This window comes from Paenibacillus sp. KS-LC4 (genome assembly GCF_036894955.1).
Taxonomy (GTDB): domain Bacteria; phylum Bacillota; class Bacilli; order Paenibacillales; family Paenibacillaceae; genus Pristimantibacillus.
Genome location: NZ_CP145905.1, coordinates 4822723 through 4844635 on the forward strand (window position 1 = coordinate 4822723; position 21913 = coordinate 4844635).

The 21913-nt window shown below is 50.2% G+C and carries 18 protein-coding genes; 9 read left to right on the plus strand and 9 right to left on the minus strand.

Going from position 1 to position 21913, the window contains the following annotated elements; all coding sequences use genetic code 11:
• The first annotated feature begins 38 nt into the window (after positions 1-38).
• Together ylbJ and V5J77_RS20410 are read left to right on the plus strand one after the other, a co-directional pair.
• Positions 39-1220 (plus strand): sporulation integral membrane protein YlbJ, encoded by a 1182-nt coding sequence (ylbJ, locus tag V5J77_RS20405; protein WP_338552672.1) that lies wholly within the window; start codon positions 39-41, stop codon positions 1218-1220.
• Positions 1221-1327: 107 nt separating this feature from the next.
• Positions 1328-2125, plus strand: coding sequence for an NAD kinase (locus V5J77_RS20410; RefSeq protein ID WP_338552673.1), 798 nt, complete (start codon positions 1328-1330; stop codon positions 2123-2125).
• 128 nt (positions 2126-2253) lie between these two features.
• Here V5J77_RS20410 and V5J77_RS20415 read toward each other — a convergent pair whose 3' ends face one another.
• Both V5J77_RS20415 and lipA read right to left on the minus strand, forming a co-directional pair.
• On the minus strand, positions 2254-3036 hold the full coding sequence (locus V5J77_RS20415; RefSeq protein ID WP_338552674.1) for a YutD family protein: 783 nt from the start codon (positions 3034-3036) through the stop codon (positions 2254-2256).
• Positions 3037-3072: 36 nt separating this feature from the next.
• Entirely contained in the window at positions 3073-3981 is a 909-nt protein-coding gene (lipA, locus tag V5J77_RS20420) for a lipoyl synthase (RefSeq protein WP_338552676.1), read from the minus strand.
• Positions 3982-4251: 270 nt separating this feature from the next.
• Between lipA and V5J77_RS20425 the strand changes: the two genes are divergently transcribed.
• From V5J77_RS20425 to V5J77_RS20435, 3 genes are all read left to right on the plus strand, one after another.
• On the plus strand, positions 4252-5304 hold the full coding sequence (locus V5J77_RS20425) for a M23 family metallopeptidase (protein WP_338552677.1): 1053 nt from the start codon (positions 4252-4254) through the stop codon (positions 5302-5304).
• Positions 5305-5513: 209 nt separating this feature from the next.
• Complete coding sequence (locus V5J77_RS20430) at positions 5514-6455, plus strand: YafY family protein (protein ID WP_338552678.1); 942 nt, start codon at positions 5514-5516, stop codon at positions 6453-6455.
• Between the two features lie 30 nt (positions 6456-6485).
• Positions 6486-6974 (plus strand): DinB family protein, encoded by a 489-nt coding sequence (locus tag V5J77_RS20435; protein WP_338552679.1) that lies wholly within the window; start codon positions 6486-6488, stop codon positions 6972-6974.
• 93 nt (positions 6975-7067) lie between these two features.
• Here V5J77_RS20435 and yunB read toward each other — a convergent pair whose 3' ends face one another.
• Positions 7068-8312: a sporulation protein YunB gene (gene yunB / locus V5J77_RS20440; RefSeq protein WP_338552681.1), complete on the minus strand. Its 1245-nt coding sequence runs from the start codon at positions 8310-8312 to the stop codon at positions 7068-7070.
• A 173-nt stretch (positions 8313-8485) separates the two neighbouring features.
• Here yunB and V5J77_RS20445 point away from each other — a divergent pair, with 173 nt between their 5' ends.
• Together V5J77_RS20445 and V5J77_RS20450 are read left to right on the plus strand one after the other, a co-directional pair.
• Entirely contained in the window at positions 8486-8674 is a 189-nt protein-coding gene (locus V5J77_RS20445; protein WP_156182362.1) for a hypothetical protein, read from the plus strand.
• A gap of 49 nt (positions 8675-8723) precedes the next feature.
• Positions 8724-9209 carry a hypothetical protein gene (locus V5J77_RS20450; protein WP_338552682.1) on the plus strand — a complete coding sequence of 162 codons (486 nt, stop codon included), beginning with the start codon at positions 8724-8726 and terminating at the stop codon, positions 9207-9209.
• A 145-nt stretch (positions 9210-9354) separates the two neighbouring features.
• Here V5J77_RS20450 and V5J77_RS20455 read toward each other — a convergent pair whose 3' ends face one another.
• From V5J77_RS20455 to V5J77_RS20465, 3 genes are all read right to left on the minus strand, one after another.
• On the minus strand, positions 9355-11280 hold the full coding sequence (locus V5J77_RS20455) for an LTA synthase family protein (protein WP_338552684.1): 1926 nt from the start codon (positions 11278-11280) through the stop codon (positions 9355-9357).
• Between the two features lie 203 nt (positions 11281-11483).
• Positions 11484-13574: a YhgE/Pip domain-containing protein gene (locus V5J77_RS20460; protein WP_338552685.1), complete on the minus strand. Its 2091-nt coding sequence runs from the start codon at positions 13572-13574 to the stop codon at positions 11484-11486.
• 126 nt (positions 13575-13700) lie between these two features.
• Positions 13701-14285 (minus strand): TetR/AcrR family transcriptional regulator, encoded by a 585-nt coding sequence (locus tag V5J77_RS20465; RefSeq protein ID WP_338556952.1) that lies wholly within the window; start codon positions 14283-14285, stop codon positions 13701-13703.
• A gap of 322 nt (positions 14286-14607) precedes the next feature.
• Between V5J77_RS20465 and V5J77_RS20470 the strand changes: the two genes are divergently transcribed.
• Positions 14608-15030 (plus strand): DUF4395 domain-containing protein, encoded by a 423-nt coding sequence (locus V5J77_RS20470; protein WP_338552686.1) that lies wholly within the window; start codon positions 14608-14610, stop codon positions 15028-15030.
• A 127-nt stretch (positions 15031-15157) separates the two neighbouring features.
• Here V5J77_RS20470 and V5J77_RS20475 read toward each other — a convergent pair whose 3' ends face one another.
• Positions 15158-16303, minus strand: coding sequence for a hypothetical protein (locus tag V5J77_RS20475; RefSeq protein WP_338552687.1), 1146 nt, complete (start codon positions 16301-16303; stop codon positions 15158-15160).
• A 248-nt stretch (positions 16304-16551) separates the two neighbouring features.
• Between V5J77_RS20475 and V5J77_RS20480 the strand changes: the two genes are divergently transcribed.
• Positions 16552-18570 (plus strand): acyltransferase family protein, encoded by a 2019-nt coding sequence (locus V5J77_RS20480; protein WP_338552688.1) that lies wholly within the window; start codon positions 16552-16554, stop codon positions 18568-18570.
• Positions 18571-18692: 122 nt separating this feature from the next.
• On the opposite strand, the gene V5J77_RS20485 is transcribed toward V5J77_RS20480, so the two are convergent.
• Together V5J77_RS20485 and V5J77_RS20490 are read right to left on the minus strand one after the other, a co-directional pair.
• Positions 18693-20183 (minus strand): RtcB family protein, encoded by a 1491-nt coding sequence (locus V5J77_RS20485; protein WP_338552689.1) that lies wholly within the window; start codon positions 20181-20183, stop codon positions 18693-18695.
• Positions 20184-20422: 239 nt separating this feature from the next.
• Positions 20423-21640 (minus strand): glycoside hydrolase family 5 protein, encoded by a 1218-nt coding sequence (locus tag V5J77_RS20490; RefSeq protein ID WP_338552690.1) that lies wholly within the window; start codon positions 21638-21640, stop codon positions 20423-20425.
• Positions 21641-21913 lie beyond the last annotated feature (273 nt).

Here is a 21913-nt window from a genome sequence, read left to right on the forward strand (position 1 = left end):
TTGACTAGGATGTGCCATTTTGAGGGGAGGACTTGACCATGCTGCGCACGCTCTCACATCCTGCTGCCTTAACGGGCTTAGCCGCTGTTTTCCTCACCTTGCTAATGGCCGTATTTCCCAATGAGGCGCTTGCATCTGCCCTTAGGGGCTTAACGATATGGTGGCAGGTGCTGTTTCCTGCCCTTTTCCCCTTCTTCGTCATTTCTGAGCTGCTGCTTGGCTTCGGCATCGTCCATTTTTTCGGCAAGCTGCTGGACCCGCTCATGCGCCCGCTGTTTAAGCTTCCAGGCATTGGAAGCTTCGTAGTAGCAATGGGTTATATTTCCGGCTACCCGGTCGGGGCAAGGCTAACCGCTCAGCTTCATGAGCAGGGGCTCATCAACCGCACAGAGGGAGAACGCCTTGTCGCCTTCACAACGACATCCGATCCCATCTTCCTCATCGGCGCCGTATCCGTAGGCTTCTTCCACAATGTTGCCTTAGCGCCTGTGCTCGCCGCCGCCCATTATGGCGGCGCGTTCATCATCGGTCTGCTCATGCGCTTCCACGACCCGTCTGCGCCGATTACCGAATCACGACGCAGCAGCGGTCTGAATGCGTCCAACATAAAGCCCAGCTCGGCATACCATCAACCGCTGCCTATAACAACCGCTTCGCAGCACTTGAAGCACTCACAGCACTTGAAGCATCCAAAGCACTTGCAGCATCCACGCTCCCTCCGCCGTACTCGCCTTGCAGAAGCGCTGAAGGCGATGCATGAGGCACGACTGCTCGACGGACGAAGCCTCGGCCAACTGCTTCAGGAGGCGATTCAATCCGCACTGCGGCTCATGATCGTCGTCGGCGGCCTCGTTGTTTTTTTCTCCGTCATTATGGAGTTGCTGACATCAGCTGGCCTGATTACTATGCTTGCTGCCATGCTGCGGCAGCTGTTCGAGCTGGTTGGGCTTTCACCCGCCCTCGCCGATGCCGCCATCTTCGGCCTGTTCGAAGTTACGCTGGGCGCCCGCGCCGCAGGTGAAGCTGGCACTGGCCTGCTGCATCAAACGGCTATCGCAGCCTGGGTGCTGTCATGGGGAGGCTTATCCGTCCACGCTCAGGTAGCCAGCCTCGTTAGCAAAACCGCTATGCGCTACAAGCCGCTTATGCTGGCAAGACTGCTGCACGGTTTTATCGCATTTGGGCTCGTTTATGCGTTATGGGGATGGCTCGGGCCCTAATCCCCCGATTTATCGGATGAAATGTGCTGCGCACATTGAATTTACGGCTGTATTCCGATATCATTTAAGGGAACGTAACCAGAAGATTTGAAAAGGGGCTGCATTCCTTGAAATATGCCGTTATCGACAGAGGCGATTCCTTATCCCAGTCACTGGCGGAACAGTTCCATACGCTCGCGGCGAAGCGCGGCTTCAACCGAAATGACGATGCTCCTGAAATTGTCGTTTCCATAGGCGGAGACGGCACGCTGCTACAGGCTTTTCACAAATATGTTGACCGCATTATGGATGTCGCCTTTGTAGGGGTACATACCGGACATTTGGGCTTTTATGCCGACTGGCAAAAAAATGAGCTGCCCGAGCTCGTCGCTTTAATGGCCGAGAAGGAGCTTAGCATCGTCCGCTATCCGCTCGCGGAAATCGAGGTCGAGACGACCGAGGGAAAATTTCATTATATGGCGCTGAACGAGTTCACGCTTAAAGGGGTGGACGGCACGCTCGTCGCTCAAATCAATGTCAATGATGAGCCCTTCGAAATGTTCCGTGGCGATGGCATCGTTATTTCGACGCCTTCAGGCAGTACGGCCTATAACAAGAGCGTCGGGGGCGCTATCGTCCATCCGTCCATTGCCTCGATACAAATTGCTGAGATTGCTTCCATTAACAACCGCGTTTTTCGGACGCTGGGCTCGTCGCTGCTGCTGCCGCAGCATCACCACTGCGACATTATCTCGAAGAAAAATCAGCGGATGCAGCTGACCATCGACCAGCTCAGCATATTGCGCAGCGACATTTTATCCATACGCTGCAATGTGTCCAGCCGCAAGGTCAGCTTCGCCCGCTATCGCCCATTTCCGTTCTGGAACCGCGTACGCGATGCCTTCGTGGATATGCACGAGGTTTAAAGCAGCGCAAATTCCGCTCAAAGAGCTGCCCTTCTCGGTCAATAAGCAGCTCTTTTGATACAACTACAAAAGAAGAACCCTCGCTACGGTGAGGGTTCTTCTTGCCGTTATGACATCCTGTCATCTGCTTATTCCGCTGTTGGCTCGGAATGATTCGGTTTAGGCGGGCGGTTGTTTTTGCCGCGATATGGCGATTTCTGGCGCTGCGGCTGGGCCGGCACCCCTTCATTGCTTTCAGCGGAAGCTGCAATTTCCTTGCTTGCCGCAAGTCCTCTTGACGGCTTCTTGCCGCCGCTGCGATCTGTACGCTCTCCGCTCCCGTTACTGCCGCCATTCGGCCGATAGCTGCGACGATCACGCTGCTTGCCACCGCTGCGCTGCGCAGAGTCCTCGCTGCGATTGCCGGAGCTCCCGCGCGAAGTATGGCTCTGACCTTGCTGGCCTTGCTTCTGAACCTGATTCAGCGCACGTGCTTCACCAGAAGGCTTGGCTGCCGGAGCAGCCGCCTGCACGAGGTCATCCTCCTCCTGCCCAGCCGATTGAAAAGCTTCCTCCAGCGCCATGAACAGCTTGTCATTGAGATCAGCTGTCAGTGCATCCTCCTCGTCCACTTCCTCAAACTCGGGAGACTGCTTCACGCTTCCGGTCTTCTCCAGCACAAAGTAAGGGCAGCCGAAGTTACAATATTCATTAATGTAATCCGATGCATAGGAAAACATCGTATCACGAGTTGACTTCATATGATTGTCTTTGAAAAAACCTTTCAGGCGCAGCTGACTATAACCCCAGTCGCCCACAATATAATCATACCGCTCCAGCACCTCGCTGTAGCGGGCACGAAAGGCCTCTTGATTCCAGCCATTTCTGTTCTCATGAACAAGCTCATAAATTTTACCACCGATTTGAATCAAGACGACTTCCCACCTCTCGAAGCTTCAGTTCAAGCCTTATACGCTGCTCAGCTCGCGCTCTTCAGCGGCGGCAGCAGAATCTGTCTGCTCATGCGCATGATAGGAGCTGCGAACGAGCGGGCCGGACTCAACATGCCGGAATCCACGCTTCAGTCCTTCTTCCTTCAACGCGGCAAATTCATCGGGATGCACGTAACGAACGAGCGGCAAATGATTTGGCGTTGGCTGCAAGTATTGGCCTAAGGTCAAAATGTTGCAATCCACCGCACGCAAATCATCCATTGTTTTCAAAATTTCTTCAAACGTTTCGCCAAGACCTAGCATAATGCTCGATTTTGTCGGAATCTTTGGATTCATTGCTTTCGCGCGTTTAAGAAGCTCCAGAGAACGGGCATATTTGGCCCGGGCGCGCACGCGGTCAGAAAGCCGCTCCACCGTTTCAATATTATGGTTCAAAATATCAGGCTTCGCATCCATAACCACTTGAAGCGCAGCTTCATTACCAAGGAAATCTGGAATGAGCACTTCAACGCGGCAAAACATAAGACGCTCGCGAATCGCTTGAACCGTTGCGGCGAAAATTGAGGCACCGCCATCCTTCAAATCATCGCGTGCAACGGACGTTACAACACAGTGACGCAATCCCATTTGCTCCGCTGCTTCAGCAACGCGTTCCGGCTCCTGTGTATCAAGCTCTGTTGGCATTCCCGTCTTCACCGCACAGAAGCGGCAAGCCCGTGTACAAATGTCACCTAATATCATAAAGGTTGCTGTACGATTCGCCCAGCATTCATAAATATTTGGACAGCGCGCTTCCTCGCATACCGTATGCAGCGTCTTGGTGCGCATCATGTCTTTAATTTCGGCATAATTGCCGTCAGTCGTTAATTTAATGCGAAGCCAATCCGGCTTCGGCAGTTTTTCTGTTTGTTTGGTTGGTTTCATCCGGCATCCCTGCTTTCACTCCATTTAACAAGGCCCTATCCTCAAACGCAACATTGGCTGCATTTCAAAATAAGCCCTGGCCGTATCACTTTCGCTATTATAGCATGTTTCGTCCCTATGTAGCACGTTATTACCCATTCGATTCATTCGAATTTCAGATAAAAGCCATACAGATTTACGATAGATGACTTGTCTGCACGCTTCGCATAAAAACCAATGATTTGCAAAACCTATTCATCAAGCGATACAGCTACAGAAAGGATGGACAGCTTGAAACAGACCGTGCGTTTTGCAGCAGCACTCACACTTTCCACCTGCCTCTTAACCGGGAACTTGGGGCAAGCCTATTCGGCATCCCGGCCTGCTGAGTATGAGGATGACGGCCTCTTGCCAGCCCAGTCCACGCCCCAAGCTGCCGACGTGTTCGCCACCCGGCAAAAGTTATATGACAAGCTAAGCTTAATCACCGGTATTTCGTGGCCGCAGCTTGCCGCTATAGATCAATACGAGCGCACACTGTCGAGCGCACGCCCGAAAGCGCGGCCGCTTCTAGGCCAAACCGTTGGCGTCTTTATTGAGCAGGATCAATGGAGCGGCCTGCTGAATCCCAATAAGGCCGATATTTCACCGCTTTCCATTCGCTGGTTCAACGGCATTGGCCGAGACGGCGATGGCGACGGGCAAGCCGAACGCACCAATGATTCCGATTTGCTGTATGCGATAGCCAGCAAAATTTTACAGCATGGAACGACCGAGGATGACTTGGCTATCGGGCTATGGGAATATTATCATAACAGCCGCTCTGTCCAGCGCATTCAGCAGTTTGCGCGCATTTATGAGGCTTTTGGACGATTGGATCTGTTTGAGCATGCTTTTCCGCTGCCAGTCGGGCATAACTATTCGTATAAAAGCACTTGGGGCAACGCCCGCAGCTGGGGCGGCAGACGCAGCCACGAGGGCACCGATCTATTCGCCGGCCATGGCCTCTCAGTCAAAAGCACCTGCTACGGCATTATCGAGGTGAAGGGCTGGAACCCGTACGGCGGCTGGCGCATTGGCATCCGTGATCTCAACAATTATTACCATTATTACGCGCACCTATCCGGGTTCGATAAATCGCTGACTACCGGAACGGTAGTGAAGCCGGGACAAGTGATTGGCTGGGTCGGAAGCTCGGGCTATGGCAAGCCGGGAACCCAAGGCAAATTCCCGCCCCATCTTCACTACGGCATATACCGCGACCGCGGACTCATCGAATGGTCCTTCGATCCGTATCCTCTGCTGAAAGCATGGGAGCGCGAAGAGCTGCGACGATCAAGGTGAAACGGCTGGCGCCTTCCTGAGCAGCGTGGAGCATATCATTTCGCGAAAAACCGTACCGCTAATTGCTGGCCGCTGGCTGGTAGCTAGCGGTTTTTTCATAGGCGACAGCATGATTTTACATTTTTTATTGGAAAGTCTGATTTAATGATGACAAACATGTTGTCACTAATGGCATGCTATACTGGGTTAAAAAGGGAGGGAGGCTCCGTTTGAAAAGAAATGATCGCCTCATTGCCATTATGATGGCCTTGCAGCAGCGGCCCGAAACAGCACAGGCTTTGGCCAGCAAGCTTGAGGTATCCAAACGAACGATTCTTCGCGATATGCAGGCGCTAGCCGAGATGGGAATGCCGTTGTATGCTCTATCGGGACCTGCGGGAGGCTTTCGACTAATGGATGGCTATAAGCTGCCGCCGCTGCATTTCGATTCGCAGGAAGCACTCGCTGTTTTATTTTCGCTGAATGCGATGACCAAAATGGCCGACACCCCTTTTAACCAAGCACGTTTTACAGCTATTGATAAAATTCGTGCCACCATGCCGGAGCATATTTTGCAGCATATAGAGCCGATCCTGGATCGTTTGGAAATTTCCATTCCCGATCGGAGCTACAAAACGCCGCTTCTGGAGAAGCTGCTCCAATATGCAGGAACATCCATCTGGATCCGCGCCTTCTATCGCTCCGAGCAGCATCAAAGATCACTGGAGCTGCTGCCCCTCCGGCTCTATACAGCGCATGGCTTCTGGTATTGTGAGGCTTATTCCGTGCTGCATGAAGAGCAGCGTACATTCCGCGTTGACCGTTTTGTGGAATTGGAGCCCATCGACCCGCCGCCAGCGGCTTCAGCCTACCTGGACAAGGCGATATCGGCGGAGCCCGGTGCAATGGAGCTAGTTCATATCGCTGCCCAATTAACGTATCGGGGAGCTTTACTCGCCGAGCAGGACCCTCATTTTGGGCAGCTGGTCAAGCAGGTGGACAGCCAGCTGTGGCTGCTTGAAATGGATTTGCCCATGTCCGAGTGGGACTGGGCCGTTCAATTTTTCACCCATATTGGCATGGATGCCGAAGTGACACAGCCGCCAGCACTGCGCAAAGCAATTTATCAACGAGTATGCCAGCTCGCTGCCCGCTATGAACAGCATGAATAAATAATCGAACAAACAAGGAGACGATATATCATGTCAGGAACATTTACCGTTAGAGATCATTTATTAGAGGAATTGGAGCTGTCCGTTCGGACAAGCTGCTCCTTCATTGCCCAAATTCAGCCATCGGAATGGGACTTTCGCCCTCAGGACAATATGCGCTCGCTGCTAGAGCTTGTTCATCATATAGTAGCTATTCCAGCGAGCGATCTTGCCATCTTGCAGGAAAAGACAGAGCATGAAGTAGTTGCGGTTGAAAATGGAGCCGCTGGCATTACGAGTCCAGATGAGCTGATTCAGCGTTTTCAAGCCAACCTTGCAACGTTTAAGCAGTATATCCTCTCCTTAAGTGAGGAGGAGCTGCTGAATCGCTCCTCTAAAGCTTATTATTTGGAGCATGGCATCGTTCAGATCAAATGGCTTATTGAAGTCGTTACCCATACGTTCCACCATCGTTCCCAGCTCTACAATTACTTGAAGCAAAACGGACATGACGTGAATTTCTTCATGCTGTACATGTAATTTCTGCTTACGCTTCAATAAAGCCACAAGGAAGCACAAGGATTCACTATGTGCCACTGATGCTGACGCTTGCATCAGTGGCTTTCCTTATTTCTAATGCTCGCTTTCATTGTCCGCGCTAGGCGCAGGCAGCGCTGGCGCATCCAGCTGCTCCTCCAGCATGCTGCCGTCCGATGGCTGCGTCACTCCTGTTCCTTTTGATAAAGGCAGTGCAATATTAGGGGCGCTAGGGGCAGAGTTGCCGACTGGATTGCCTTTGTTGTCGTAATAATACATTGGGACGTCGCCAACGACGAGCAAATAGGAAATCGGAATTTCCGTCTCCACCATTTGCGGCTCCGTTTCGAAAGGAATAATAATGGCAACCTCAGCGACAATATGAATGTATACCTCAATCAAAATCATATTGATGCCCGCATTTTGCTGCCGTGTGCTGAGATCTACTTTAACAGCGCCGACCGGCTCAAATTTCACGGGCACACGGGGGCCATACGAAGCGATAAGCGGACTGCCCAGCGCATTGCCAATCGGGATATGCTCGGGTATTTCCTTCAGATCAGCAAGCGTCGATTGCACCGTTTTAATCGTCTGCGCCCTAATTTTCGTATGCTCATTGTAGTTCAGCATGAATCCCGACACTTTGCCGTTGCTGTTCATTTTCCAATCTACCAGCTTCTCGAACTCGGATTGGCTGGCCACCTGCTCCGTTGTCGCTTTATTAATCGCCTGTGTTGCTACCTGCTTGATTCGCAATTGGGCAACCTTAGTGAGCGGCTCGCGCAAATGCTTATCAACGTATAAAAAAGACTGGATGCCGCCAAAAAGCAGCGTCAGCACAATAATGGCAGTCCATATTTTGAGCTTCCGCCTTGGCGACTTTGGCCGCGAGCCCCGGCTTCCTCCTCCAGACGACTGTGACTGCCCAGGCTGAAAAGCATCATAGGTCGCTCGGCGGGCTGCATCGCTCCCAGACTGCGATTTTGCCACGAAACCGCTATGTCTGCTCCCTTTGCCGAGCAGCGGCTTCCTCATCCCCCAGCTTTTGGGTCGACTAGCGGTGGGACTAGTATGGCTCCCTCTACCCCAGCTTTTGGGCAAGCTCATGCTTGCGCTGGCAAGCTTGCCACTGCCCCAGCTCTTGGGCCGGCTAACCCTTGCGCCATATCGCTTGCCATTGCCCCAGCTTGTGCCGCTGCGGCTGCCTGCATTTCCGCTTGCGTTTCCACGACTGCTCCAATTGACCGTCTTTACCCGCCGCAGCGGCAGGCCAGGCCAGGATAGCTTTCGATTGCGGTTCAACAGCTGAAGCAGTCCCCATTTTCTCCCCCATCTTGCCATGCTTCTATCGCCTCCCGCCTAAGGATCGTCCCACTCTGTATTCAAGCTTATGCTTGGCTCGGATAAAAAAGAAGAAAGGCTGCCCGCGCTGACTTGCACCCGCAAAAAAGCTCCATTGTTCAGGTTATAGCTTTCATCCTGACGGTGAAGCCTATATAATGGAGGAACTTACGGTGCAATTGGATTGGAGGCTGGTACCCATGTTCACCTATCGGGAGAAGCTGTATATGCTGAAGACGCTGAAGCAAAACAAAGCAAAACGGTTATTCGGCTTGCGGAAGCTGCCGCCTGAGCATCAAGCTCTCGTCGACAAGCTGGAGCAAATGGTACGCAACGAACAGGTCAACAAGGCGCATCTGTAGCCAGCGCCCTTTACGCTAAAGTAAACTGGATTCAACGATGGAGGAAATTATGCTAACCTTTGAACAAAAGCTTGAAATCATTACATCCTTTCCCGAGCTGGAGCGCAGCGATGTATCGCTCGGACGCGTTAACTTTCAATATGCAGACAGCGTGTACGACCGCAAAAATGTCGTGTACCACCTGCATCCGAACGGCAATGGCTTCGTTTATGCCGCTCTGCTCAGCGGCTATGACATCGACGACAAGGGTCTCGTCAACATTCGCAGTCTGGATGAGCCCGCGCTTCGCACGTTGATTGCCGAGGCAATCAAATCGCTATCGTTCAAGCCTGAAGTGCCGCTGACAAGATCACAGCGCAGAAGACAACGGGCCAATTCCGATCAGCAATGGGTGAACGAGGATTCGCAGACGCTTCAAGTACGGTTTGAGGAAGATACTTGGATGATCTACGAGGGACTTAATTTGGAGATGGCCTTCGAAACCTACGAAGAGGCTGTCGAATATTTGGAAGAGGAAGGCTTTTCGCGGGAGTAGCCGCCTGCCTGAAAGACGAGCAACGCGATAAAGCAGTTAGCGAAGCCATTGAAAAGTGGAAAAATTCGAATAATAATGGTGAAAAGCTCCGCCAATAGGCAGAGCTTTTTTTTCACAATAAAATTCGCTCACTCATCTATTATCCTTAATACGCTTCAAGCTCGCGCTTTGGCAGCATTCGCACGTATTTATCAGATAAGCTCATGAGCTTCAAAATATAATCATAGTCGCTGCGGTACTGCTCAAAATTCGCAAGCGGCTCCATCGTATCAAGTGATACGGCAGTGCCGTCATCAAAGCCTTTGCCGGGAACGAACAAAATATCATTATTGAAAAATGATCCGCTCGGCAAATAATAGCGCATCCCCAGCACATTCCGATTGATGTTCAGCAGATCATGGCCGAACAGCGTAGCGCCCGACAGCTCCGGCTTAAGGCCAATCAAATTAGCAATCGTCGGCATCATATCCAGTTGACCGCCTACCTGCTCAACTACCTGCCCTTTGCCGCCCTTAATACCGCCCGGCATATGGACGATAAACGGTATATTAAAGCGGCTGAGCCGCGCATCATAAGTCATGTCAAGCTCTGTCTTAAATTGCTCTGGATCGACTTTGTCAGGCTGTAGTCCAAAATGGTCGCCGTACATAACCAGCACCGTATTGTCCCATAATCCCTGCTCCTTAAGCTTGCTGATCAATGTGCCAATGGCGTAATCGGTGTAATGGATTGCCGTCAAATAGTCGCCCAGTTGAGTGCCTGCAAGCGAATCCGGCAGCGTTAGTGTTACGCGCTCAGCCGGCACCTTAAAGGGAAAGTGGCTGGATGTTGTAACGAACTGCGCGTAAAACGGCTGCTTCATCGCGGAAAGCTTTTGGACGCCAACCCGGTAAAGCTCCTCATCTGAGGCTCCAAAATCATTAAAATGGTCATTCGTATAATAAGGCTTATCGTAATAAGCCTGAAAACCAAGCGCCGGATACAGCTTGTCGCGATCCCAGAACGTCACGTTATTAATATGGAAGGTGGCGGTATCATAGCCCTGCTCCTGCAATAGCTTCGGAAGGCTTGGGAAAGCGCGGTCTCCGTACCCTTTTGACATCGCTTCGCTGCCGACCGGGTAAATCGACGTATTCGACATAAATTCGGCATCCGATGTGTTGCCTTGGCCAATTTGCTGATACACATGTGGAAAATAGTAGCCCTCATCCGCCAGCTGATTAATGTTCGGCGTAATCTCCAAGCCATCAACCTTAAGATGAATAGGAAAGTTTTGGAAAGCCTCCATTTGCAGGACAATTAGATTTTTACCGGCTGCCTTGCCAAATTGAACAAGCCTTTTCTCCGATTGCTTGGCTGGCACATCCTTATTAGATCCCGCATCAGCATAAGGATAGCTTGCTTGCAGCTCATTAATTTCAGCAATCGTTTCTGGCAAGCTGCCGCTTTCAGTCTCGATGGCTTCACTGCCAGCCTGCCAAGCCGCAGATGCCTGAAAGCCGATAAACCCAAGATTTTTCGCCCGCTCCAGCTCATTTACAATCGTTTGATCCATATAAACCTGGCGGCCAAAAAACGATGTACTTACGATTAACAGGACAAGCAGCACCGACACTCTTCCTATACGCTTGTATTCATAAACTTTTCGTGTACGAAAGCGTCTTACTGCATACACCGCCAGCCAAATCGCCACATCAAGAAAATAAGCCAAATAGACTGGCTGAATTAACGTCTGAACACTTGCCCGCACTTGACCAACTTGATTAATCGACTTAAGCACATCATACGTCGGCACCGAGCCATAATAATCAAAATAAACCGTCGAGGCAAAAAGCAGCAGCGACAGTACCGTATTAACGAGTAAAAAAAGAGCGCCTTTGCGTTTGCCGGGGGCAACCAGCTCAAGCAGCAATAGCACGCCTAGCAAGCCTAGGCCATCCATTGCCACATCTCTGACTGCAATCGTATCAAAAATAAAATAACGAAATAACGCCAGCTTGAGCAGCAGCGCTGCATAAACAAGCAAAAAAGGCGACCGCTGCTTATTTTCTCCAAATATTATTTGCTGCATAAACCACACTCACCTTCTCGCATTCAAATAAGCCGATTATAGCCGTGAAACTAATAAGGCTTATAGTTTAAAAAAAAGAAGCCATCAACACGTGATGGCCGCTTCTTGAATGATAATTGTTAAGATAATATTAACGCATTTGCGGGTTGAATGAAAGAGGAGGTTCCTTCCGATTTTTTCGCTTTATTCATCCTGCTGCTTCATTAAGCGGTAATAGCCTGTAGTTGTTCATTTTTCCCAGTCTGGCGATAGAAATACAGGAAGGTCAAGGCGAGCGCAATAATCGCAAAGATGCCCAAAATCAACATTTGCTCGCGTATTACCCCATAATCTCCGCTTGCTACAATCGCTTTGAAGCCGATTATGCTGTGTGTCATGGGCAGCCAAGGATTGACCTTCTGCATCCAGTTCGGCAGCATCTCCAGCGGAAACGTTCCTGCGCTTGAAGTAAGCTGCAAAATCATAAGCAGGATGACCGCAAAGCGACCCGGGTTATCCAGCCATGTGACAAGCATTTGTACGATCCAAGTGAAGGTCAAGCTTGTTATAATCGTAAATAAGAAAAATAATGGCTTGCTATGAATTTCGAGCTTGAGGACGTATAGCAGAACCGTGTCGGCAATGACCGACTGCACGAGACTGACTATCGTGAACGTCAGCGTCCGGCTGACAAAACGCTGCATAGGTGTAGCGCTGGCAATGTCAGACTCTCTTAAAGAGAACACCGTAGTAAACACGAGCGCTCCCATAAATAGCGCCAGTGACAGAAAATATGGCGTAATGCCCAGACCATAATGACTTAGCTTATGATCGGTATTTTCTGTCACTTTGACTGGAGCAGCGAACATGCTGACCGTGCTGTCTCCTGATTGCACTTCTGACGACTTACTAGCCGCTTCATTTAATTGGCTCGCAAGCTCGCCCGAGCCGTCAACCAGCTTCACAGAACCGTCAGCAAGCTTGCCCGCGCCAGCGTCAAGCTTTCTCGAGCCGTCGGCCAGCTCACTAACGCCGCCGTTCAGCTTTCCAAGTCCGGCTTGCAGCTTTGCAGCGCCTGCCTGAACACTTGAGGCACCTTCTGCTGTTTTCTCGCCGCCTGCCGCAGCTTCCTTCATTTTGGTGCTGAAGGTATGCAGCCCCTTAGCTAGCTCCTGCTGTCCGCTGCTAAGCTTAGCTGCTCCATCCAGCAGCTGCTCCTGCCCCTTCGCAAGCTCTGTGCTGCCGGTCAGCAATTGCTTCTGTCCGTCATGCAGCTGCTCGCTGCCCGACGCCACTTGGCGGCTAGCTGCCAGCAGCTTTGCCAGCTGCTCATTGCTTTGCAGCTCCGGGCTGCTCGCCGCGAGCTGCGCCAAACCGTCAGCGACCTGGCTTGCGCCTGCCGCAACCTGCGCGCTGGCTTTCTCCGAAGCCGTGAGGCCAGCGGCCAGCTTACCGCTTCCTGCGCTTGCCGCTTGCAAGCCAGCTTCAAGCTTCGCAGCGCCATCCTGCGCGCTGCTTGCCCCTGCGTCGAGCTTGGCAGCCGCCGCAGACAGCTCACTGAGCCCGCTCGACAAAGTCGCGGTTCCCGACTTCAGCGCACCTGCGCCTTCGGCAAGGTCACCCGCGCCGCTCGCGAGCTGCTTCACACCAACCTGAACGTCCGCTGTGCCGCTCGCCAGCTTGTTCAGATTCTTTTTCAGCGTCGTAATTCCGTCACCTAACCTACCTGCCCCATCCTTAAGCTCCGTTGCACCGGAGCCTGCTTTTCCAAGGCCATCGGAAATTTTATCAATTTGCTCAAACATGCTGCGCGTATAGGCTTCCGTAATTTGCACCGACAGCTTCGACTTCAGTTCTTTCATTGCCGTGCTGCCAATTTGGGCCCCTACAAAGTTATAATCGCTATTCGGTTCAAAAATAATTTCCGCCTGCTTCGGCTCAGCCTCCGTCAGCGTCGATGCATCCTGCGAAAAATGCTCCGGAATTGTAATCGTCATATAATAATGATTATTGCTCATACCGGTCTTTGCCTGATCCTGCGTAACGAATGACCAGCTAAAGTCAGTATTTTTCCCCAGCTCATCGACAAAATCCTCGCCAATATGCAGCTGCTTGCCTTCATAGTCTGCCCCTTGATCAAGATTAACAACCGCTACTGGCAGCTTGCTCGTCTGTCCGTAGGGGTCCCATGAGCCTTCGACTAGAAAACTGCTATACAGCATCGGAAGCAGAGCAATACCTGCTAACGTCAGCAGCACCATCGGCTTCTTGCCGAGCAGCTTCATTTCCTTCCAAAACACTTGAAATATACCCATCGCGAACACGTCCTTTTTCAATATGCTGATCTATGCTGCTTATATATTGAACTAATGACCACTTCGGTTTATTAGTCATTTCCCCCTAAAAAAATAGGCATCGCCAGCTTGCTTTGACTTTGCCCATTACTTTACCGAATCGGCTACGATGCCAGATGTGATAAAGGAAAGCATATTTTGTTTAATCTCATCCTTGCTCAGCGGTGCGCTCAGCTTATTCCAATCGGATGTCAATCCGATGTACAGTCGAAAAATCATAAACGCAGCAATCTCAGAATTGCAAGGCTTCACCTCGCCGTTGTCGATCGCACGCTCCAGCTGTTGCTTAAGAAAGTCCAGCGCAAAATGTTCCATTCGGCGAATGCCCTCCAGCGCTTGTACCGTTCCAATATCTCGAACCTCCTGAGAGAGCTTCACCGCCAGCTCATGATCAGAGCGGAAATCGAGAATCGAATCGAGCACATTAAACAAATTGTCGACGAACGCCGCGTCCTGCTTCGTTCCCTCGCTCATAATGCTTTGCAGCTCTGCAAAGGCTTTGCCGAGAATTTCCTCAAACAGCTCCTCCTTCGTCTTGAAAAAGGTATAAATCGTCCCTTTGCCTACATTTGCGATTTTGGATACGAGATCCATCGTCGTCGCTTTATAGCCAAACTGTGCAAACGACTGCGCCGCTGCTTCTAAAATCAATGTTTTGCGATCAATCGCCATTCCCAGCACCTCCCCTGCATCAAGCATTATATCCTTTTAACTCCTTGCTTAATGATCAAAATGACTAAAATTCATTTTCGGTCAATTGGTCATAAATTAATTTAACACACAGCCCTGAAAAAGTAAAAGCTTTTTTTAGCATCTAATTATACGCCGCCCTGTACACTGTTCCATTATATTTATAATATAGAGGTTTCGTATCGTCAAAAACAAGCTTGTACCCTTCTAATGTCTAATGACGCTGCAAAATATTTGTGTTGCTCAAATTTGAGCTAGCACATACAATAATACCAAGTAAACAAATTGGAATTAGAGGTGAACGATGATGCATGAAGTGCCGATGCGCTATGTTAAAGCAAACCAGGTTGGAATCGTTACTTTTGTTCTTCTATCCTTTTTCCTTAATCAGCCCTTGCTTTTGGGGTTATTATGGATCATTCAAGTGGCTGGCCTTGCTTCCGCGGGGAAGCTTAATCTTTTTGTACGGATCGCAAAGCTGATTTTAAAAGGAACAGGCACCGAGACGCAGGCGGCTGAGCTGCAGCGTTTCAACAATGTGCTGGCTGTGCTGTTCCTTACTTTAGCGCTGGCATCCACAGCGTTTGGCTGGGACATAGCAGCGTATGCGTTCTCCATTATGCTGCTGGCAGCCGCCAGCGCCGCCCTGCTCGGCTATTGCGTAGGCTGCACCGTTTATTTCTGGTACAAGCAGCTCCGCGCCGGCCGGAAAATAGGTCGCATTTAGCAGCCGCTGCAATCAGCAATACATGCCGTAATACATCCCGTAATACACGCAGTAATAAATGTGGCATTAAAAAAGGAGCTCCGATCCAACTGCTATCCAGCAGGGGAGGGAGCTCTTTTTTTCACTCTTATGGCTTAACCGGAATTTCAAGCTTCGTATACCAGCTTTTCCCGCCATCCACTGTGCTGTAAATCGCCGGGGAATTCAGGCTTGTGTCCGCCATAAACCCGACATAGGTGCTCGTGAACGAGATGGTATTGGCATAACCGACCGTATCCGATGGCGCAAACCAGGTTTGTCCGCCATTGGAGGAGCGTCCAATGCCGATGCGCTGCGCCGCTGGGGAATACGCGCTCAATATCGCTGTGCCTCCCACCAGCTCAAGGTCGCTCGGATGTCCGCCCGGTGATGCCGGCCCTTGAGAAACGAGTCCCTTTGCTTCTCCAGGCGCGCTGCCACCGCCCGCTGTACTCTGGCTAATGACTTTGCGCCAGCTTGCCCCATTGTTAGCCGAAGCGTATACCGAATAAGATTGCTGCGACATACCCGCTCCACCATTAAATTGCGCCCATACCGCAGTGCCATCTGCAACGATTTTGCCGCCGCTCAGCTCGTCCGCCTTCACATGAAGGGAGGTCGTCCAGGTAACGCCTCCGTCCGTCGTTCTCGACAGGTTATAGCCGAGACCCGGCAGAATGACTAGCACCCAGCCCTGCTTGTCATTAACAAACTCCGCATAGCGCGTGTTTGCCGGGGTCGCGATTTTCGCCCAGCTTTTCCCGCCATCCTTCGTTTTGTAGGCAAAGGCCTTCGTATAACCAAAGCCATTATTTTTATCTACAAAATGAATGCGCTGCAGCTGAAGGTTGCCAGTAGGCAGCTTTGTAAATTTGCTTCCGCCATCCGTCGTATACAGCAAAGCGTTCGGACCATCGCTCGCAGATTTTGCTAGTACCCAGCCTGTCGTATTGGAGATGAAGTCCAACTGGGTAAACTGCCATGTTCCTTTATAGATCGACTGCCAATGGGAGCCAGCATCCGATGTCCCGATTAGAAAGCCGTTGCCGGCAGCCCGCCCTGTCGTCGCATTTAAAAATTGGATATCGCTAAAATGGTAGGCGCTGTCGCCTGCCGGCTTTCCGCTGAACAAACCTTGCTCCGCTGTAGTGTCCGCTGCCCTTGCTGTCGGCAATATCGTTGCCAAGCCAATCGCAATAGCCGCTGCTGCCATCATGCTTTTACCTTTGGAGATCGGTCGTGTGGATGTTTTCATTATAAGTGTCCTCCTGCTTCGTAGGTGGTTTGATCAACATTGTGACTCTGCCTTCTTAAATACCCTTCATCCACCAAAACGAATCTTACACCTAAATAGTTGCATGGTAAAAGAACACAATTCTAATAACCGATTTGTAACTTTTTATCCTTTGCATTTTTCTATAATCATTATGATAATAAAGGTTACTGCCTTCATTCATTTAAATGTTGCGCAACAAAATTACACATAGGCAGGTACGAGGCACAATGGACAACAGCAAGCAGTCACAACAGCATATCGCGCGAAGTACATATGAGCAGCAGGGAAACAAAGCATACAGGACTGGGCTTGACGGAATCAGGGCAATCGCTGTAATAGCGGTTATTGTGTACCATCTTCATCCCGGATGGATGCCGGGCGGACTGCTCGGTGTGGGCATTTTTTTTGTTCTATCAGGGTATTTGATTACTAGTATTTTATTGAAAGAGCTAGAGAAGCGTGGAAAAATAGATTTGAAGGCTTTTTGGATTCGTCGGGCAAAAAGATTGCTTCCCGGCATGCTGTTTATGATAGCGGTCACCGGGGCAGCGACCCTGCTGTTTGCCTATCCGCATTGGTCCCCCTTTTTAACCGACTTGCCTGGCGTGCTGCTATATGTGAGCAATTGGTCGCTTATTTTACATCATGTTTCGTATTTCGAAAGCTTTGGCCCCGCCTCGCCGCTCGGCCATTTATGGTCACTTGCCGTAGAAGAACAGTTTTATTTGGTGTGGCCGCTAATGCTCTTGATAGGCCTGCGTTTTTTGAAACGGCGCCGTGTGCTGCTGCTGGGCATACTTGGATTGGCCGTTGTTTCCGCCGCTGCTATGGCATGGCTTTACCAGCCTGACAGTGATCCAAGCCGTGTTTATTATGGAACAGATACGCGCTTGTTCGGCCTGCTTTTCGGGGCAGCACTTGCTCTTGTATGGCCGTTTCATAAGCTCAAGCCACGCGTTTCCAATGAAGCGAAGCTTACGCTTGATATCATCGGCGGAATAGCGCTGCTCGTGTCGCTGCTTGCTTTTTGGTATACGAATGAGTATCAGCCCTTCTTATATTTAGGAGGCATGCTGATACTGTCCTTTGTATCCGTGCTGCTCATTATGACATCGGCGCATCCAGCCAGCCGAATCAGTCGTTTATTATCCATTCCGCCGCTTCGTTACATCGGTGTTCGTTCTTATGGACTGTATTTGTGGCATTATCCGGTCATTATTTTAACGAGTCCAGCTGTGGATACGGGTGAGATTTCGCTCATGCGCCTAAGCTTGCAGCTCGTGTTGATGCTTGTGCTTGCAGCGGTATCCTTTAAATATGTTGAACAGCCGCTTCGTTACGGAAGCGTGAGAAAGCTGTGCAGGCAATTCCCCGCATGGATGGCCGCCCATTCCTATCGGAGAGCCTTTATCGTCTTCTTCAGCATGTGCTTATTCGTCACGTTTTCGTTTTCGTTTGCACTGCGAATGGATTGGTTAAATTCGATCTGGGGCAATAAGCCGCTCTCCCCTGTTCAAGCGTCGGGCAGCTACGCTGCTGAAGACGCCGAAGCTCCGGGGACGGCGCCCGGTGTTCGAGGAAGCTCTAGTACTCGGACGGGAGCAGAAGCGGGCGAGCTGGAAACGGCCGCACCAGAGCAGACGCCGGCACTGATCGGGGAGGCAAGTGCATCGTCAAGCCCCGAAGCAAGCAGCGAGCCAATTTCGTCAGCGAAACCGACCGAATCAGGTGGGGACGGAGGCAAGAGGGCATCGGAGAAGGAGAAGGAGCCGGGGCCTTCTCCTTCCGAAGCGACGGTGACTGCAATTGGAGATTCAGTCATGCTCGACATTCAGAGCGAGCTGGAAAAGCTCGTTCCCAGCATCGCGGTAGACGGTCAAATCGGCAGGCAAATGTCTGAGGCTCCACCTATTCTTGAACAGCTTCAGAGGGAAGGCTCACTTGGCGACACTGTTATTATTGAGCTAGGGACGAATGGCGCTTTCGCCAGCAAGCAGCTGACGCGAATTTCTGATCTGCTAAAAAATAATACAAAAGTTATATTGGTGAATACGAGGGTTCCTCGGCCGTGGGAGCAAATCGTCAACGATGCCTTGGCCAAAGCGGTCAGAGGAAGCAAAAATATGACCCTCGTTGACTGGAACACGGCCAGCTCCGGCCAGGATGATTATTTTTCACAGGATGGCGTTCATCTGACGGCTAAAGGAGCAAAAGCGCTGGCGGCATTAATTGCTCGGGCTGTTTAAAGCCTGAGTCTGCGGCATGTACAACCTCGCGTAACAGCTTGCAGCATCACAAAACCGCTTGTCCCTGTCTTTCGACATTAGACAAGCGGTTTTTTTTGGAATTTTAAGCTTTACACGGCTGCTTACCCCTTAATCGTTAAAATCGGCTCCACTTCCGCAACGACCTGGGCCATGCCATGCTCTTCATGTGATTCAATAATAGCATTAATATCCTTGTAGGCATAAGGAGCTTCCTTCTTTAATTCCTCTTCCCATTTCTTCAAAATATCCGGCCGCGATTTAATATCGTTGCGCTTCGGATCAATCGGCGTGACCACATTAAACTTGGCGATAAATTCACGGAATAAAGCATCATCTACCTTGATCGAGTCGCCTCGGGACAGACTTCTGCCTGCGCCATGGCTAGCGCTGAACAGACTCTCCCGGTTGCCGAGTCCTGCAAGAATATAGCTTTTTGCGCCCATCGAGCCCGGGATGAATACAGGCTCCCCCGTATATTGGAAAGGCGTGTTCATCATTTGCTCTGCCGACTTTGCCGTACATGCCCCTTTGCGGTGGATAAAGCCCGCGCTGCCATCAATCTTCTCTTCCCATACAAAATTATGCGGCGCATCATACAGCAATTGATAGTCGAACGAGTTCAAGCTCTGATGCAAGGCTTTTTGCAGCATGAGCCCTAGAAATAAACGATTTGCGAAAGCAAAATTGGCGGCATTGTGAAGTAGGTCCCAGTAACGCTTCCATTGCAGCGCATACTGCTCAGATTGCGGCAGCACATAAATGCCATTGCTTGGATGCTTTAATGATGCTGGATAAATGTCTTTCAGCATTTCTTTTATATGGAGGCCTGCATGGTGTCCAATCGAGACGGAGCCCGTATGAATCATGACAACCACTTGGCCGTGCTTAATATTCCACTCGTTAGCTAAGGCGTGATTGCGTATATGAACGACCTTTTGTATCTCTACAAAATGGTTCCCGCCGCCAATCGAGCCAATCTGGCTGTCATAGGAAAGCCCCGGGCCGCCTAGAAAGCTGTCGAGTCCGTCTATGCCGCCAGCCTTGAACGAGCCAGAGCGGTTTACTCTAGCAAGGTCTTGCTCTTGCTGCTTCGCATCGTAAAAACCCCATAGACCTTCGCGGCTGCTCCCTTGCTGCGATGCCAAAACACCCATTAGGCCTTCTTTGAAAATCGCTTCGCGCTGCGACCTTGTCATCGGAATATTGCGTCCGCCTTCGAAGAAAATATGGCGAATGTCAGCTTCGATTTTTTTGAGCTTGGAACGAATGTCGTCCTCCTGAAGCGAGGTCGTATACAGCCGCATGCCGCAATTAATATCGTTGCCTACCGCCTGAGGAATGACGAAGCCTTTGGTCAGAAGTGTCGTGCCAATCGGGATGCCGCTTCCTTTGTGGAAGTCCGGCGTAATGGCAACCTCTTCGATCTTGGCATCTGTATTAGAAAAATAGTCCGTCTGATGCTGCTTCAGCATTTCGACCGATTCATTCACCGTCAGGAGCTGGTCCAGCTCGGCCAATGCATTTTTTTCAAGCTTAATTTCGTCATTATTGAAAAATCGTACAGGAACATTGCTGCTATTTTTAATTTTCAATCAAGAACCATCCTTTTCATTCGTTCGTTTATTCGTATATTTGAGCTTCTGAATGTTTTCGATAGAAATGCATAACATGGCTGCTCACCCTTTCGTTGTAAATGATACGTACACTTCCATTTTAACGGTAATAGGCTCATATCGTCCATCCTAACAAATAGCCTCTCTCTTTCACGAAAAACGACGCGCTCCTTGTTGCAAGGAACGCGCCGATTTAACCGCTTCAGTCTAACATACAATTATTGGATGCCCTGCATAATAGCATTAATGATGCCCTGCTGAGTTACGGTATTATTAGAACGATTGAACAGCGCAAAGCCGTGCTGGCCATTGTAGCCGTTATCCCAGTATACAGGAACCATTTTGTATCTCTTGGCCGTGGACGTTACGGCTTTGGCGAATGCTGCGCGGTACACATTGTTTGTGGAATCATGTGCGGTTTTGTCAATTGAGCCAAACTCGCCAAGCACAGCAGGGTAGCCTTGTGTCACAAACTTATTATACACGGAATTAAACTGCGCGTTTAAGTAATCCTCCTGCCCCCAATTAGACCTTTTGGAAGGATTCGTGGCTGTGGCTCCCCATTGCGTAATATTTCCGTTTTCCTCGCCTGCAAAATCCCAAGGGGAATAATAATGTACGGAAATCATAATTCTTTTCTCCGAGCTCGGAATTGTGGAGGATCTAAAGTTATCCGTTGGGAGGACGAAGCCGTAATTGCCAACGGTATGGTCAATATTCGTATTCCAGCCTGGAATCAGCAACCATCTGGCACTGTTATTGCCCCCGGTCTTCCTTACCGTATCCACGAAGATTTGATTATATGCGTTAAGATTGGCGTAGTAGGCTGAATTGGGATTTCCGTAAGTACCGTCAAACACTTCATTCATTGATTCTAAAATAAGCCGCTCGTCATAGTTAATAAACTTATTGGCAATTTGCTGCCAAACACGCTGGTATTTCTCCTTGATGGCAGCTTGATTTCCGCTATTTACGAACAACCATCCACCCGGAATGGAATGATAGCCATCGCCATGGATATTCATGACAACATATAGACCTTCATTGTAAGCATAGTCAACAACCGTTTTCACACGGTCCAGCCAGGCGCTATTAATTGTATAGTTGGGAGCGCTTCCAATATAATTCAAGTAGGAGACGGGAATGCGAATGGTCTTGAAGCCTGCTGCCTTCACCTTTTTGATCAGCGCTGCTGTAATGACCGGATTGCCCCAGGATGTCTCGCTTGGCGTACCGTTCACCGTCGCCTCAAGCTGATTGCCCAGGTTCCATCCTGCGCCCATTTCGGAAACGATTTGCGAAGCCTGCAATGACCTGAAATCGGCTGTAATAGGTGTTGCTGCCGATGCCTGAGCGCTCCATCCCGTAAAAACTATCGTAGTCAGCAACATAAAAGCTAAACTGCAAACGCCGTATTTTTTCATTTTCACAAGCATGTCTAAACCTCCACTAACGTTATTTGGTCGTGCAACAAGCAGAATAGTTACCATGATGATTCATATTCTACGATGCAACAATTCCATGCCTCCCTTCTTCAACAATCTAGCTAGCTTGCGTTGTAATCAAGGATTGACAAATGCAGGCATGATCAACCAAAGAAATCCGCTGTCTCCTCCTCAACACAATAACATATTATTGGAAAATAAGGCAATATATTCACACCCGTTTTAATATCATATACGACTTGGAATCACGCAAGTAAGGTCCTC

Coding starts and splice junctions, on each gene's coding strand:
- ylbJ (WP_338552672.1), top strand. CDS start 39: ATGCTGCGCACGCTCTCACATCCTGCTGCCTTAACGGGCTTAGCCGCT.
- lipA (WP_338552676.1), bottom strand. CDS start 3,981: ATGAAACCAACCAAACAAACAGAAAAACTGCCGAAGCCGGATTGGCTT.
- V5J77_RS20435 (WP_338552679.1), top strand. CDS start 6,486: ATGTCAGGAACATTTACCGTTAGAGATCATTTATTAGAGGAATTGGAG.
- yunB (WP_338552681.1), bottom strand. CDS start 8,312: ATGGCAAGATGGGGGAGAAAATGGGGACTGCTTCAGCTGTTGAACCGC.
- V5J77_RS20450 (WP_338552682.1), top strand. CDS start 8,724: ATGCTAACCTTTGAACAAAAGCTTGAAATCATTACATCCTTTCCCGAG.
- V5J77_RS20455 (WP_338552684.1), bottom strand. CDS start 11,280: ATGCAGCAAATAATATTTGGAGAAAATAAGCAGCGGTCGCCTTTTTTG.
- V5J77_RS20460 (WP_338552685.1), bottom strand. CDS start 13,574: ATGGGTATATTTCAAGTGTTTTGGAAGGAAATGAAGCTGCTCGGCAAG.
- V5J77_RS20465 (WP_338556952.1), bottom strand. CDS start 14,285: ATGGCGATTGATCGCAAAACATTGATTTTAGAAGCAGCGGCGCAGTCG.
- V5J77_RS20470 (WP_338552686.1), top strand. CDS start 14,608: ATGATGCATGAAGTGCCGATGCGCTATGTTAAAGCAAACCAGGTTGGA.
- V5J77_RS20475 (WP_338552687.1), bottom strand. CDS start 16,303: ATGAAAACATCCACACGACCGATCTCCAAAGGTAAAAGCATGATGGCA.
- V5J77_RS20480 (WP_338552688.1), top strand. CDS start 16,552: ATGGACAACAGCAAGCAGTCACAACAGCATATCGCGCGAAGTACATAT.
- V5J77_RS20490 (WP_338552690.1), bottom strand. CDS start 21,640: ATGCTTGTGAAAATGAAAAAATACGGCGTTTGCAGTTTAGCTTTTATG.